14 protein-coding genes are annotated in these 12,749 nt (G+C 66.6%); 6 read left to right on the plus strand and 8 right to left on the minus strand.

The window, feature by feature from the left end; genetic code table 11:
* Positions 1 to 125 precede the first annotated feature (125 nt).
* Entirely contained in the window at positions 126 to 1,046 is a 921-nt protein-coding gene (locus tag M2395_RS14175) for a dihydrodipicolinate synthase family protein (protein WP_065364414.1), read from the minus strand.
* Between the two features lie 276 nt (positions 1,047 to 1,322).
* Between M2395_RS14175 and M2395_RS14180 the strand changes: the two genes are divergently transcribed.
* The 5 genes from M2395_RS14180 to M2395_RS14200 are packed head-to-tail and all read left to right on the plus strand — an operon-like array spanning position 1,323 to position 5,724.
* Complete coding sequence (locus M2395_RS14180; RefSeq protein ID WP_123430200.1) at positions 1,323 to 2,255, plus strand: 4-hydroxyproline epimerase; 933 nt, start codon at positions 1,323 to 1,325, stop codon at positions 2,253 to 2,255.
* Complete coding sequence (locus M2395_RS14185; RefSeq protein WP_123430199.1) at positions 2,252 to 3,373, plus strand: FAD-binding oxidoreductase; 1,122 nt, start codon at positions 2,252 to 2,254, stop codon at positions 3,371 to 3,373. The genes M2395_RS14180 and M2395_RS14185 overlap by 4 nt, the downstream gene beginning before the upstream one ends.
* A complete protein-coding gene (locus tag M2395_RS14190) occupies positions 3,370 to 3,603 on the plus strand; it encodes a 2Fe-2S iron-sulfur cluster-binding protein (protein WP_011059752.1) in 234 nt (77 codons plus the stop codon). Before M2395_RS14185 ends, M2395_RS14190 begins: the two co-directional genes overlap by 4 nt.
* Complete coding sequence (locus M2395_RS14195) at positions 3,600 to 4,889, plus strand: FAD/NAD(P)-binding oxidoreductase (RefSeq protein WP_123397652.1); 1,290 nt, start codon at positions 3,600 to 3,602, stop codon at positions 4,887 to 4,889. The genes M2395_RS14190 and M2395_RS14195 overlap by 4 nt, the downstream gene beginning before the upstream one ends.
* Before the next feature lie 58 nt (positions 4,890 to 4,947).
* Complete coding sequence (locus M2395_RS14200; protein ID WP_011059750.1) at positions 4,948 to 5,724, plus strand: AraC family transcriptional regulator; 777 nt, start codon at positions 4,948 to 4,950, stop codon at positions 5,722 to 5,724.
* A gap of 7 nt (positions 5,725 to 5,731) precedes the next feature.
* Here M2395_RS14200 and M2395_RS14205 read toward each other — a convergent pair whose 3' ends face one another.
* The gene (locus M2395_RS14205; RefSeq protein ID WP_041116421.1) at positions 5,732 to 6,505 is read right to left on the minus strand and encodes a GNAT family N-acetyltransferase; all 774 of its coding nucleotides are present in this window, start codon (positions 6,503 to 6,505) and stop codon (positions 5,732 to 5,734) included.
* Positions 6,506 to 6,707: 202 nt separating this feature from the next.
* Between M2395_RS14205 and M2395_RS14210 the strand changes: the two genes are divergently transcribed.
* Complete coding sequence (locus M2395_RS14210; RefSeq protein WP_072451069.1) at positions 6,708 to 7,118, plus strand: low affinity iron permease family protein; 411 nt, start codon at positions 6,708 to 6,710, stop codon at positions 7,116 to 7,118.
* Positions 7,119 to 7,156: 38 nt separating this feature from the next.
* On the opposite strand, the gene M2395_RS14215 is transcribed toward M2395_RS14210, so the two are convergent.
* From M2395_RS14215 to M2395_RS14240, 6 genes are all read right to left on the minus strand, one after another.
* Positions 7,157 to 8,065: an SDR family oxidoreductase gene (locus M2395_RS14215; RefSeq protein WP_072443239.1), complete on the minus strand. Its 909-nt coding sequence runs from the start codon at positions 8,063 to 8,065 to the stop codon at positions 7,157 to 7,159.
* A 43-nt stretch (positions 8,066 to 8,108) separates the two neighbouring features.
* Positions 8,109 to 8,639 (minus strand): DUF4142 domain-containing protein, encoded by a 531-nt coding sequence (locus tag M2395_RS14220; RefSeq protein WP_123430198.1) that lies wholly within the window; start codon positions 8,637 to 8,639, stop codon positions 8,109 to 8,111.
* 159 nt (positions 8,640 to 8,798) lie between these two features.
* The gene (locus M2395_RS14225; RefSeq protein WP_011059745.1) at positions 8,799 to 10,148 is read right to left on the minus strand and encodes a bifunctional diguanylate cyclase/phosphodiesterase; all 1,350 of its coding nucleotides are present in this window, start codon (positions 10,146 to 10,148) and stop codon (positions 8,799 to 8,801) included.
* 104 nt (positions 10,149 to 10,252) lie between these two features.
* A complete protein-coding gene (locus M2395_RS14230; RefSeq protein ID WP_011059744.1) occupies positions 10,253 to 10,891 on the minus strand; it encodes a LysE family translocator in 639 nt (212 codons plus the stop codon).
* A gap of 239 nt (positions 10,892 to 11,130) precedes the next feature.
* Positions 11,131 to 11,862 carry a hypothetical protein gene (locus M2395_RS14235; protein ID WP_015634482.1) on the minus strand — a complete coding sequence of 244 codons (732 nt, stop codon included), beginning with the start codon at positions 11,860 to 11,862 and terminating at the stop codon, positions 11,131 to 11,133.
* 25 nt (positions 11,863 to 11,887) lie between these two features.
* Positions 11,888 to 12,625, minus strand: a complete 738-nt coding sequence (locus M2395_RS14240; protein WP_123430197.1) for a hypothetical protein — start codon at positions 12,623 to 12,625, stop codon at positions 11,888 to 11,890.
* Positions 12,626 to 12,749: the final 124 nt, after the last annotated feature.

A 12,749-nucleotide genomic window follows, 5' to 3' on the forward strand; every position in this document is an offset into this window, starting at 1 on the left:
AGATGGAATGTCACGTCGGCGGGGCCGTCCGACGCTTGCAGCACTGCACCCGGGCTGTGCCTTGTGGCTGCCCGGAGCTGTTGTTTGGAAGCGGGCGCCCTTCACCCTGGGCGCCCGTGAACGCCTTACAAGCCGACGTTGGGCAGGCTCGGGCGCGTGGCCAGGGCCTTGGCGACAATCGCCTTGACCTCGGCCAGGGTCTCGCCCTGCAGTGGCAAGCGCGGCGGCCGGGTAATGGACGAACCACGCCCTACCAGTTCCTCGCAGAGCTTGATGCACTGCACCAGGTCCGGACGGGCATCCAGGTGCAGCAGCGGCATGAACCAGCGGTACAGGGCCAGGGCTTCCTCGAAGCGCTTTTCCTTGGCCAGGCGGAACAGCGTCTCGCCCTCCTTGGGGAAGGCCACGGACATCCCGGAGACCCAGCCCTCGGCGCCCACCGCAACGCTTTCCACCACCACGTCATCGAGCCCGGCGAACAGCACGAAGCGGTCGCCGACGGCATTGCGCAGGTCGATGAAGCGCCGGGTATCGCCGGAGGAATCCTTGAAGCAGACGATGTTCTCGCAGTCCTGCAGGGCGATCAGTACGTCGGGGGTGACGTCGTTCTTGTAGATGGGCGGGTTGTTGTAGACCATCACCGGCAGGTCGGTGCCGGTGGCCACGGCGCGAAAATGCGCGGCGGTCTCATGGGGCTTGGCCGAGTACACCAGGGCGGGCATCACCATCACCCCGTCGGCCCCGGCCCTGGCGGCCTCGCGCACAGTGTTGCGGGCAAACTCGGTGGTGAATTCGGCCACCCCGGCAATCACCGGCACCCGGCCGCCGGCGGCGTCCTTGGCCACTTCGATCACCGCGAGTTTTTCCGCGGTGGTCAACGAGGTGTTCTCCCCCACGGTGCCGCACACCACCAGCCCCGAGACGCCATCGTCCACCAGGCTGCGCATGACCTTGTGGGTGGCTTGCAGGTTCAGGGAAAAATCGGCGTTGAACTGGGTGGTCACTGCGGGGAACACACCGCTCCACTGGATGGTTTTACGGCTCATGGTCTTGTCCTTGTATGAGGTCGGCCGGGCCGACAGGCGTTGGATACGAAATCCAGAGTCGCCTTTTATCCCCGTCGCAGCTTGAGACTTTTCACCCCCGAAGGAGACGAAATCGGCACACTTGCCCGGCGCTCGCGGCTCACCGGCATGTTCCTCGCACACCGCCTCTACAGCCGAACGGACTGTGCCGATTTCGTCATCCACGACAGCGAAAACCCACAAGCGGCAGCGCCCCTGCCAAGGCCACTCTGTAGCTCTTTGCCCTCAGGTGCCCTCATGAAAAAAATAACCGTGATCGACTCCCACACCGGGGGTGAACCCACCCGCCTGGTCATCGACGGCTTTCCCGACCTGGGCCGCGGCTCCATGGCCGAACGCTTGCAGATCCTGGAGCGCGAGCACGACCAGTGGCGCCGGGCCTGCGTCCTCGAACCCCGGGGCAGCGACGTACTGGTGGGGGCCCTGCTGTGCCAGCCGCAGGCCCGCGACGCCTGTGCCGGAGTGATCTTCTTCAACAACAGTGGCTACCTGGGCATGTGCGGCCACGGCACCATTGGCCTGGTGCGCTCGCTGTATCACCTGGGGCGCATCGACCAGGGCGTGCACCGTATCGAAACCCCCGTGGGCACCGTCGAGGCCACCCTGCACGAGGACCTGTCGGTGAGCGTGCGCAACGTCCCCGCCTACCGCTACCGCACCCAGGTGATGCTGCAACTGCCCGGCCACGGCAAGGTGCACGGCGACATCGCCTGGGGCGGCAATTGGTTCTTCCTGATCAGCGACCACGGCCAGCGCATTGCCCTGGACAATGTCGAAGCCCTGACCCACTACACCTGGGACGTGCGCCAGGCCCTGGAAGCCGCCGGCATCACCGGCGCCGACGGCGGGGTCATCGACCACATCGAATTGTTCGCCGACGACCCGCAAGCCGATAGCCGCAACTTCGTGCTCTGCCCCGGCAAGGCCTACGACCGTTCGCCCTGCGGCACCGGCACCAGCGCCAAGCTGGCGTGCCTGGCGGCGGACGGCAAGCTCGCCCCGGGCCAGGCCTGGCGCCAGGCCAGTGTCATCGGCAGCCAGTTCAGCGCCCACTATGAGAAGGTCGGCGAGCAACTGATTCCGATCCTTCGCGGCAGTGCCCACATCAGCGCCGAAGCCACTCTGCTGCTGGACGACAGCGATCCGTTCGCCTGGGGCATCGGCTCGTGACGCCGGTGGCCGAGGCCGAAGTGATAGTGGTGGGCGCCGGCATCATCGGTGCCGCCTGCGCCCATGAGCTGGCCCGGCGCGGCCTGCGGGTGCAGGTGCTCGACGATGGTCGGGGCGGTGCCACCGGGGCCGGCATGGGCCATCTGGTGGTGATGGACGACAACCCGGCGGAACTGGCCTTGAGTCACTACTCCCTGGGCCTCTGGCGGCAGTTGCGCGAACGCCTGCCCGAGGCCTGCGCCTACCGGAACTGCGGCACCTTGTGGTTGGCCGCCGACCACCACGAGAGGGACCTGGCGCGGGCCAAGCAGCAGGCCCTGGCCGACCACGGCATCAGCGGCGAGCTGCTGGACAGCACCCGGCTGGCGAGCCTGGAACCGATGTTGCGCAAAGGCCTGGCCGGTGCGCTGAAGATTCCCGGCGACGCGATCCTCTACGCCCCGGCCACCGCCCACTGGCTGCTCGGCAACGCTTCGCTGATCAGGCTCCAGGCAGCCCGGGTGCGCAGCGTCGCCGGGGACCAGGTGGAGCTCGCCGACGGTCGCGTGCTGAGGGCACAACGGGTGCTGCTGGCCAACGGCTTCGCTGCCCGGGAACTGTTGCCGGCCCTGCCCCTGCGCCCGAAGAAGGGCCATCTGCTGATCAGCGACCGCTACCCGCAACAGGTCGGCCACCAACTGGTGGAGCTGGGTTACGCCGCCAGCGCCCACGCCAGCCACGGCACCTCGGTGGCGTTCAATGTCCAGCCGCGGCCCACCGGCCAGTTGCTGATCGGCTCGTCCCGACAGTTCGACACCCTCGATCCGGCCATCGAACCCAGCGTACTGGCGCCCATGCTGCGGCGCGCCGTGGACTACCTGCCGGCGCTCGCCGAGCTCAACGGCATCCGCGCCTGGACCGGCTTTCGCGCTGCCACGCCGGATGGCCTGCCGATCCTCGGCGAACACCCGCGGCAACCGGGCCTGTGGCTGGCGGTCGGGCATGAAGGCCTGGGAGTCACCACCGCCCCCGGCAGCGCGCGACTGCTGGTGGACCTGATGCTGGGCGAATGCCCGGCGCTCGACCCGCGCCCCTATCTGCCCGGGCGCTTCGCCGCCCTGACTGGAGACTTGCCATGATCATCTACCTGGACCAGCAGGCCCTGCAGGTGGCCGACGGCCTCAGCGTGGCCGCCGCCGTGGCCGGCAGCGCCGACCCGCGCACCCGCACCTCCTGCGGTGGCCAGCCGCGGACCGTGTTCTGCGGCATGGGCATCTGCCAGGAATGCCGGATGACCATCGATGGCCGCCGCCAGCTGGCCTGCCAGACCCTGTGCCGGGACGGCATGCAGGTGGAGCGCAGCCAATGACCGCCCGCCACCTGCAGTGCCAGATCCTCATCGTCGGCAGCGGCCCGGCGGGGCTGGCCGCCGCCCAGGCCGCCAGCCACAGCGCCAGCTCGATCCTGATCGTCGATGACAACCCGCGCCCCGGCGGCCAGATCTGGCGCCACGGCCCCCAGCATCCGCCCAGCGCCGCCCAGGCCGAGCACTTCAAGGTGCTGCAGCACCCGGCGGTGCGCTACCTCAGTGCCACCCGCATCATCTCGACCCTGGGCACCCACAGCCTGTTACTCGAAGATGCCCGGCAGGCCTGGCACGTGGAATTCGAACAACTGATCCTGTGCTGTGGCGCCCAGGAACTGCTGCTGCCCTTCCCCGGCTGGACCCTGCCCGGGGTGACCGGGGCCGGCGGCCTGCAAGCGCTGCTCAAGAACGGCCTGGCGGTGGCAGGAAAGACCCTGGTGATCGCCGGCAGCGGTCCCTTGCTGCTGGCCAGCGCCGCCACCGCGCGCCGCGCCGGCGGCCGGGTGGTGCGGGTGCTGGAACAGGCCCCGGCGGCCTCGCTGCTGGGTTTTGCCGCCCAGTTGTGGCGCTGGCCGAACAAGCTGGCCCAGGCCCTGAGCCTGGCCACCCCGAGCTATCGCTGCAACGCCCACGTGGTCGAGGCGCTGGGCGAGCAGCACCTGCAGGCCGTGCGCATCCGCCAGGGCCGGCGCACCCTGGAAATCCCCTGCGACTACCTGGCCTGCGGCTTCGGTCTGGTGCCCAATGTGCGCCTGGCCAACCACCTGGGCTGCCGCCTGGAACAGGGCGCCATCGCGGTCGATCAGCAACAGCGCAGCAGCCTGCCCCAGGTCCTGGCCGCCGGCGAGTGCACGGGCATCGGTGGCAGCGAACTGGCGCTGATCGAAGGCCGGATCGCCGGCTGTGTGGCCAGCGGGCAGGCAGACCGGGCCGCCGAACTGATCCAGCAGCGCCGTCACTGGCAGCATTTTGCCGAGCGCCTGCTGCGGCATTTCGAGCTGCAACCGCAGGTCCTGCAACTGGCCCGAGCTGATACTCTGCTGTGCCGGTGCGAGGATGTGCCCTACGCCGCCGTGGCCGCAGCCCCCGACTGGGCCCAGGCCAAGCTGCAGAGCCGCTGCGGCATGGGCGCCTGCCAGGGCCGGGTCTGTGCCAGCGCGGCCCACCGCCTGTTCGGCTGGGCGCCCACCCCGCCACGGGCACCCCTGGTGCCGGCGCGGATTGCCACGCTGCTGCTCGACAGCCAGCAGGCACGCCCCGGCGCCGACAATGCAACCGGCGGCCCCTGAACCATTGGCTTTATCGACCCAGATCCATCCCCCAAGCCCCCATAGAGAGAGGCAGACGATGATCGATGGCGCACAGCTGCACCACTTGCCCCGGGCCATCGCCGCCCATGCGCCCCGGGACCTCAATGGCCTGCTGGCCAATATGGCGCCGATCACCCCGCTGCTGGACTGCATCCCCAGCGCGGTGTTCTTCATCAAGGACCTGCAGGCCCGCTACCGAGTGGCCAACCTGACCCTGGCCCAGCGCTGCGGTTTCAAGAATGTGCGGCCCCTGCTGGGCAAGACCTCCGCCGAAGTCTTCCCGGCGGTGCTCGGCCCGGTCTACACCGAGCAGGATCAGCGCGTGCTGCGCCAGGGCATCACCATCAAGGGCCAGCTGGAACTGCATCTGTATGGCAGCCGCGAGCCCGGCTGGTGCCTGACCCACAAACTGCCGCTGTACGGGCGTGACGGGCAGATCATCGGCATGGCCGGGATCTCCCTGGACCTGCAGGCCGCCCATGACACCCATCCGGCCTATGAACGCCTGGCAGCGGTGGACCGGCATATCCGCGAGCACTACAGCGAGGCCATCCGCCTGGACGACCTGACCCGCATCGCCAGCCTGTCCACTGCCCAGCTGGAGCGCTACTGCAAGCGCATCTTCCACCTCACGCCACGGCAGATGATCCACAAGGTCCGCCTGGAACACGCTTCGCAGTTGCTGCTCACCGAAGAACCCATCACCGAGGTGGCGCTGCAATGCGGCTACACCGACCACAGCGCCTTCAGCCGCCAGTTCAAGGCCCTGACCGGGCTCAGCCCGCGCCAGTTCCGGCAGAACGCTGCCCGCTAGGGCGGGCTCATTCCTGGCAGAAGGTGCGGTAGTCGAACAGCGGTTTGAAGCCGGCCTTGCGGTAGATCGACAGGCCATCGAGGGAGGCCTCCAGCACGCAGGTCCTGGCGCCCCTGGCCCGGGCGAACGCCAGCACCGCTTGAATCAGCGCCGTGGCATAGCCCTGGCCCTGGCAATCCTGCACGGTGCCGATGTCATCCAGGCGCGCCAGCCCCGGCAGCAGCGAGAGGGTCAGGGCACTCACCGGGCGCTCCTCGACATACAGGGTGAAATGGCTCAGGGCCCGGCCCGCCGACAGCGCCGCCCGATGCCGGGCCAGGTACTGCTCGATCCCCCCCTCGCCGGACTCGAATGCACTCTGCACGGGCTGCGCCCAATCCTCCAGGCGCAGGTCGGTACAGCGCACCTGGGCCTGCGCCGCAAGCGCTTGCCGGGGCTCATGGCGCGTCAGATCGAGCACCATGCAGGTGGTCTTGTCTGCCGCCAGCAGATGCTGCTGGTGCAATTGCCCGCTGACCCGAGGCACCAGCGCCTCGGGCACCACCACACAGAACGGCATGCCCGTGCGCTGCAGGAACGCCACGCCTTCGGCCAACGCCCCCGGCTCGTCGACGGCGCAGACATTCATCATCAACAGGTTCAGGCTGCTGGCTTCGACCCCGGTGCAATAGGCACTCAGGCCACTGCCGAAACGTCGATAGAACTGGGAGATGGAAACGAAGAAATAGTCTTGCGCCTGGTGATACAGGTCGATGACCGAAGCACCGGTACTGGCCGACATAAGCTGCCTCCTTGAGCGTCGTGGCGCCCCATGGGGCACCTGGCCCGGGCCACGTTAAGCCCAGCGCCCCGACAGCTCCAGCACAATCCTGTTTTATTGTGCGAAGGAGTGTTGTGAGGTGTAAGCGGGCACTGGAAAAAAAGCACTTTCGCCAGAGCCCTGCTGTCACACCTTCAGACACCTCCCCATAAGGAACACGGCCATGAAGTTCTCGAAGATTTCGCAAGCGCTGTCGATGTGGGCCGGCAGCCCGAAAACCTTTCTCGGCGCGCTGTTGCTGATTCTGATCTGGGGGCTCAGCGGGCCGGTGTTTCACTTCAACGACACCTGGCAGTTGATCATCAATACCTCCACCACCATCATCACCTTCCTCATGGTGTTCCTGATCCAGAACACCCAGAACCGCGACAACGACATTCTGCACTTGAAGATCGACGAGCTGCTGCGGGCCACCAAGGCGGCCCACAACGCCATGCTCAGCCTGGACGGGCTGGACCTCAAGCAGCTGGAGCAGATGCGCCGCGAATACCGCGAGATCGGCCAGGGCGGCGATTCCGAGCTGTCCGTCAGCACCTCCAGCCAGCAGGACAAGACCGATCTCAACCAGTGCTGAGATCGGCTCGGCGAAGGCAGGCCCCTGCGTCGATCATCCTAGGGCAAAGGGTTGCCGCCGGTGACCCCGAACACTTCGCCGGTGATGTAGCTCGATTCCTGCGACGCCAATAGCACGTACAGGGGAGCGCATTCGGCCGGCTGTCCCGGACGCTTCATGGGGGTTTGCAGGCCGAACTGCGGGATTTTTTCCCGAGGCTGGCCACCACTGGGTTGCAGTACGGTCCAGATCGGCCCCGGCGCCACGGCGTTGACCCGGATCCCCCGCCCGATCACCTGTTTGGCCAGGGCCTTGGTGAAAGCCACGATCGCCGCCTTGGTGGTGGCGTAATCCAGGAGGCTGGCCGAAGGCTGGTAGGACTGGATCGACGCGGTGTTGATCACCGTGGCGCCAGCCGGCATCAGCGGCAAGGCCGCCTGACAGATCCAGAACAAGGCATACACGTTGGTCTTCAAGGTGGCGTCGAACTGAGCGGTGCTGATGTCGGCGATGTCCTCCTGCGCCACCTGCTTGCCCGCCACGTTGACCAGGATGTCCAGCCCACCCAGTTGCTCATGGGCACGGCGCACCAGGTCGCGGCAGAAACGTTCGTCGCTGATATCGCCGGGAAGCGCAACGGCCTTGCGCCCGGCGGCCTTGATCAGCTCTATCACCTGGCGGGCGTCGCGCTCTTCCTCGGGCAGGTAGTTGATGGCAACGTCCGCGCCTTCACGGGCATAAGCAATGGCCGCCGCGCGGCCGATACCCGAATCGCCGCCGGTGATCAGGGCCTTGCGCCCCAGCAACCGGCCAAAACCGTGATAGCTGTGCTCGCCGTGGTCGGGACGGGGAATCATGTCCTGGTCAATGCCCGGCGCCGTTTGCGGCTGGTCGGGAAATTCCGGCTGGGGGTACTGGGTCAGGGGATTCTGCATCGCGTACTGATTGGATACGGGTTGAGTCGACATGGTGCTCTCCAACTAAAGGGCAAGGATGGGGCAACGGCGGGGCTCAACCGTCCAGCCGGTCGGACCGGCGCCCGGCCTGCAGGGCCTTGGCCATCTGCAGGTGGTTTTCCAGCTTGGGCAGGGTCTCTTCGGCAAATGCCTTGAGCTCCGGCACCTCGCTGGTCTGCGCCTGCTGCTGGATCTGCTCGATGGCTTCTTCGGTGGCCTTGACCTGGCTGGCGGCGTAGGCGCGATCGAAGTCCTCGCCCTCGGCTTCAGGTACACGGGGCATCAGGCGCTTGGCCTGGTCCATCACCTGGTCCCGGGGGGCGACCGGCAAGTCCAGCTGCTTGGCGATCTTGGCCAGGTGCTGGTTGGCGGTGGTGCGGTCGTTGATCACCTGAATGGTGTATTCCTTGACCGCCTTGGATGAGGTCTGCTGGTGGGCCAGGCGGCTGGCTTCGATATCGGCCATGCCCTTGGCCGAGGCGTCGTCGATGAAATCCGCGGGGGACTGGGCCAGGGCGCTGGTGGCGCCAAGGCCCAGGAGCAGTGCCAGTCCGGCACCGCGCATGACTGTGGCCATGGGGTTCATGAGGTGGCTCTCCGCTTGCAAATTGATCTGCCGGAAGCCATGGCTCCCGTCTGCATAGGGAAAGGTGGGGGGCGCAAAGGTTTAGAAAAACCCTCGCTTGCACGACGAACGGTGAACCCCGGCACGGCCGGGCCAGGGCTTCATCCGGTGCTTGCCGGCTCAGGCGTTGGAGCGGCTTTTCTGTGCCCGCTTGACCGCGTACATGGCTTCGTCGGCGTGCTTGAACAGCTGCTTTTCCTCCAGGCCATGCTCGGGATACAGGCCGATGCCGATGCTCGGCAGGATGTTCAACGAGTGGCCGTCCAGGCGCAGCGGCTCGCCCAGCGTCCGCCGGATCTTCTCCGCTACCCGCTGGGCATCCTCGCTGTGCTGCACGCTCTCCAGCAGGATCACGAACTCGTCGCCGCCGATCCGCGCCACGGTGTCGGTTTCCCGCACGCAGCCCTTGAGCCGGTTGGCCACCGCTTGCAGCAGCATGTCCCCCACCGCGTGCCCGCAGGTGTCGTTGACCTCCTTGAACTTGTCCAGGTCGACATACAGCAGGGCCATGCGCCCCGACTCGCGCCGGGCCCGGGCCAGGGCCGAACGCAGGCGCTCGCGCAGCAGTTCGCGGTTGGGCAGGTGAGTCAATTGATCGTATTCGGCCATGTAGTGCAGGCGTGCATGCAGCTGCTTGCGTTCGATGGCCGCGGCCAGCTGCGCGCTGACGTACTGCAAGAGTTCCTGGTCCTGTTCGCTGTAGCTTTCGGTGCCCGGGGCACTCTTGACCATCAGCACGCCGATGGTGCCCTTTTGCGAATTCAGCGGCACGCCCAGCCAGCAGCGCGAACCCTGGATAGCCGCGAACTCGCTCCAGAGCACCCGGTTCACCGGGCACTCCGGCGCCAGCAGCAAGGGCTGGCCGCATTGCAGCACCTCGACGCAGAAGCGTTCGATCAAGGTGCCCGGCAGTTCCGGGCTGCCTTCGCAGTCATCGACGTGATAGGGAAAACTCAGGCTGGCGCTGCGCTCGTCGTAGAGCGCCAGGGAACAGTTCAGCGCCGGCAGCCATTCGCCGATGATCCGATGCACATGCCGGAACAGCACCAGCAGGTCTTCGGTGGCATGGGCCGCCTCGGAAATCGCGTACAGCGCCGCCTGCCGGGATTCCGCCTGCTTGCGCTCGGTGATGTCGCGGGCCACGGCGATGCGCAACTGATCCACTTCCGACCAGCGCGCCGACCAGAGAATATGCGCCACCCGCCCGTCCTTGCGCACGTAGCGGTTCTCGAAATTCGGCTTGGGCACCCCGCCCATGATTTCCCGGGCGGCCTGCAAGGTACGTTCACGATCGGCCGGGTGCACCAGCTCGATCATCGGGCGGCCGATCAGCTCGTCGGCGGTGTAGCCGAAGACCCGCTCACAGGCGGCGCTGACGAACACGAAGCGACCCTCGACATCCACGGCGCACACGGCGTCCAGGAGCAGGTCGATGAAACTGGCCAGAGGCGCGGAGTTCTTGGTTGCCATCAGAGAAAGCTACTACCCATGAAAAATGCACTGAGTACCCATCCCTTGAGCCCGGTCGCAGGCCGAAGCCTGCAACTGCACACCGTCGCAACCCGCGCGGCGCGTCACGCCTTGTTGCCGACCAACCCTGGCACTGCGTGCAGCAGGGCATTGATCGCGAAACCGATGAACATCACCCCGCAGACCCGGGTGATCGCCAGCTCGTGGCGCTGGTACCAATTGCGTACCTTACGCGCGCCGACGATGCCGATGAGGATAGCGTATGCGCCAAGGCCGCCAAGGAAACTCAGGGCAATCAGCCCCGGCAGCATCGACCAGGTCAACAGCTCCGCGCGGCTGGAGAGCAGCGCGGTGAAGGTTGCCACCGCCACCGGATAAGCCTTGGGATTGGTCAGGCCGAACAGGATCCCGTGCCAGAACGGGTTGCGCGCCGGGCCCTGGGGTTCGTCGCCATCGCGCGGTTTACTGCGGATGGCCCGCAAGCCGAGCCAGAACAGGTACAGGCCGCTGAGCACGCCAAGGATATTGAACGCATCGCTGCCGATCTCCCGGGCCCCGACAATGGCGATCAGCGCCGTGCTGCACCAGACCACGTCGCCCAGCATGTGCCCGCAGAGAAAACCGGCCCCCGCCTGCCGCCCGCGGGCCGCGCCGATGCCGAACACCGCCAGCACTCCGGGCCCGGGGGTGATCGCATAAATGAAACCCGAGGCGATAACGGCCAGCAACAGCGATGAGGTCATCAGCAAGACTCCAGGACGATGCGCCTGACAAAAACGCCAGGCACAGGGGGAATGTGGCGGATTCTGCACGATCAAGGCACCTTGCCACCAGCCGCTTTCGTCAGCTGCCCCTGTGGAACAGTCTCTCAATCGGCGGAGTAAAAGCGCATTCCCGGGTAAGGATGATCGCGCCAGGCCAGCAATCGCGAGGCCAGATCGCTGACGGCCAGGCTCAGGTGGTTGAGCCCCTTGTGCATGGTTCACGCTCCCGTCAAGGTTTTCGGCAAGGGGTAGCGCTGGCCGTCGTAGTGCAAGGTGACACGGCTGTCCCTGGGCGCCAGGTCGCGGCTTTCGCAACCGGCCGGCCCCTTGAAATGCTCGGTGTCGACGATTCGCGTACGCACCAGCAGGTCGGCATGGCCGTTGCGCTGGCCGTTGCCCAGTTCCAGGGTCCGGTGCAGGGTCCGGCTGCGCCCGACACACTCACCGCCCCGGCCGAGCTCAGCGCGGCGCTCATCCACCACCAGCCCTTCGAGCCTAGGCGGAAGGCCCTTGCCATCACGTACGAACAGGGTCAGCACGGTTTTCTCATGGGGGTGGGTGCTTGAGGCGCGGCGGTAGGTGGCCCGCAGGCCAAAGGCCCGCTCCTCTTCGCTCAACTGGTAACGCCCGGTATCGATCTGCAACCCCTGCAAGGCCAAGCCATCGGAACGCCGGGCCAGGTCCTTGTTGTAGCTGGCCACGGCCCAGCCGCTGTCGTCGAGCAGCAGCGCCACATCCAGGTTGTAGCGAGGTACCTTGGCGTTTTCGGCCCCTTGCACCGGCGTTGCTCGAACCCCGATGTTGATGCCGTCTTCCGCCGGCCAGGGTTTGCAGACATGGAGTTCTCCCGGGGAATTGGGGCTGTTGTCGCACTCGGCCAGCGCCATCGTCGCCACGCCCAGCAACGCGCACAGCACCAGCCCGCGGGTCGATTGTTCAAGCAGGTTCATCAAGCTTCCTTATCGATCGCCGGTATCAGATGCCACTGAAGCCATTGGGCAGGACGTAGCGTTGGCCATCGTAGTGCAGGGTGCTGACCACCGGTTTGGCGGCCACGGAGGTGGACTGGCATTCTTCCCCGACTTTTTTGCTCTGGGTACTGACGCTGACCGAACGCACGATCAGGTCGGCGTAACCGTGGCTGCGGGTCTTGGCGATATCCAGGGTGCGCGTGGTTTTAGTGCCCTCGCCGGTGCACTGGCCATCCCATTCGCCGTTGTAGGAATGGGCCACGAACTTCTCCAGCACCGGGCGCAGGGTACTGCCCTCGCGCACGTAGAGGCTGAGCCAGGTCTGATTGAAGGGGTTGACCCTGGAGGAACCCTCGAACGCGGCCCGGACCCCGAACGCTCGAACCTGAGGCGTCAGTTGGAAGCGCCCGGTATCGAGCTTCACGCTCTCCAGGCGAAAGGCGTCGGAGACAAAGGCGGCAGGCTGCTCATAGCTGGCCAGGGCCTGTCCGCTGCTGCGGTCCAGCACTGCCAGTTGCAGGTTGTAGGTGCCGTCATCGGTGCCGGTGTCGCTGGGGTCCGGAACCTGCTCGGACAGCAGGCTGATGCTCTGGTCGGCAAAGGCCGGCCAGTCCTTGCACAGGGAAAAGCCCGGGACTTCGGCATTGCGTGGCGGCGGCAGGCACTGGGCGGCGGCGGATGTGGCACCGGCCAGCAGGGCCAGGCTGCCCAGAAGCGGGGCCAGGGAAGAGCAACGGATCATTCACGACTCCTTGTGACAGGCGGATAGAGCGCCATTTCAGGTCGCACTATCCTCCGCGGCGCGGGCGCTTTCAACGCCGGGAGCAGTTGCTCGGGAGTCTGTGGTGCCGGGCGTGCGGATGAAC

The organism is Pseudomonas sp. BIGb0176, assembly GCF_024810175.1.
Taxonomy (GTDB): domain Bacteria; phylum Pseudomonadota; class Gammaproteobacteria; order Pseudomonadales; family Pseudomonadaceae; genus Aquipseudomonas; species Aquipseudomonas protegens.

Bases quoted from the DNA above. Each gene is read 5' to 3' on its own strand.
- M2395_RS14175 (WP_065364414.1), bottom strand. From the start codon at position 1,046: ATGAGCCGTAAAACCATCCAGTGGAGCGGTGTGTTCCCCGCAGTGACC.
- M2395_RS14180 (WP_123430200.1), top strand. From the start codon at position 1,323: ATGAAAAAAATAACCGTGATCGACTCCCACACCGGGGGTGAACCCACC.
- M2395_RS14190 (WP_011059752.1), top strand. From the start codon at position 3,370: ATGATCATCTACCTGGACCAGCAGGCCCTGCAGGTGGCCGACGGCCTC.
- M2395_RS14195 (WP_123397652.1), top strand. From the start codon at position 3,600: ATGACCGCCCGCCACCTGCAGTGCCAGATCCTCATCGTCGGCAGCGGC.
- M2395_RS14200 (WP_011059750.1), top strand. From the start codon at position 4,948: ATGATCGATGGCGCACAGCTGCACCACTTGCCCCGGGCCATCGCCGCC.
- M2395_RS14205 (WP_041116421.1), bottom strand. From the start codon at position 6,505: ATGTCGGCCAGTACCGGTGCTTCGGTCATCGACCTGTATCACCAGGCG.
- M2395_RS14210 (WP_072451069.1), top strand. From the start codon at position 6,708: ATGAAGTTCTCGAAGATTTCGCAAGCGCTGTCGATGTGGGCCGGCAGC.
- M2395_RS14215 (WP_072443239.1), bottom strand. From the start codon at position 8,065: ATGTCGACTCAACCCGTATCCAATCAGTACGCGATGCAGAATCCCCTG.
- M2395_RS14220 (WP_123430198.1), bottom strand. From the start codon at position 8,639: ATGAACCCCATGGCCACAGTCATGCGCGGTGCCGGACTGGCACTGCTC.
- M2395_RS14225 (WP_011059745.1), bottom strand. From the start codon at position 10,148: ATGGCAACCAAGAACTCCGCGCCTCTGGCCAGTTTCATCGACCTGCTC.
- M2395_RS14230 (WP_011059744.1), bottom strand. From the start codon at position 10,891: ATGACCTCATCGCTGTTGCTGGCCGTTATCGCCTCGGGTTTCATTTAT.
- M2395_RS14235 (WP_015634482.1), bottom strand. From the start codon at position 11,862: ATGAACCTGCTTGAACAATCGACCCGCGGGCTGGTGCTGTGCGCGTTG.
- M2395_RS14240 (WP_123430197.1), bottom strand. From the start codon at position 12,625: ATGATCCGTTGCTCTTCCCTGGCCCCGCTTCTGGGCAGCCTGGCCCTG.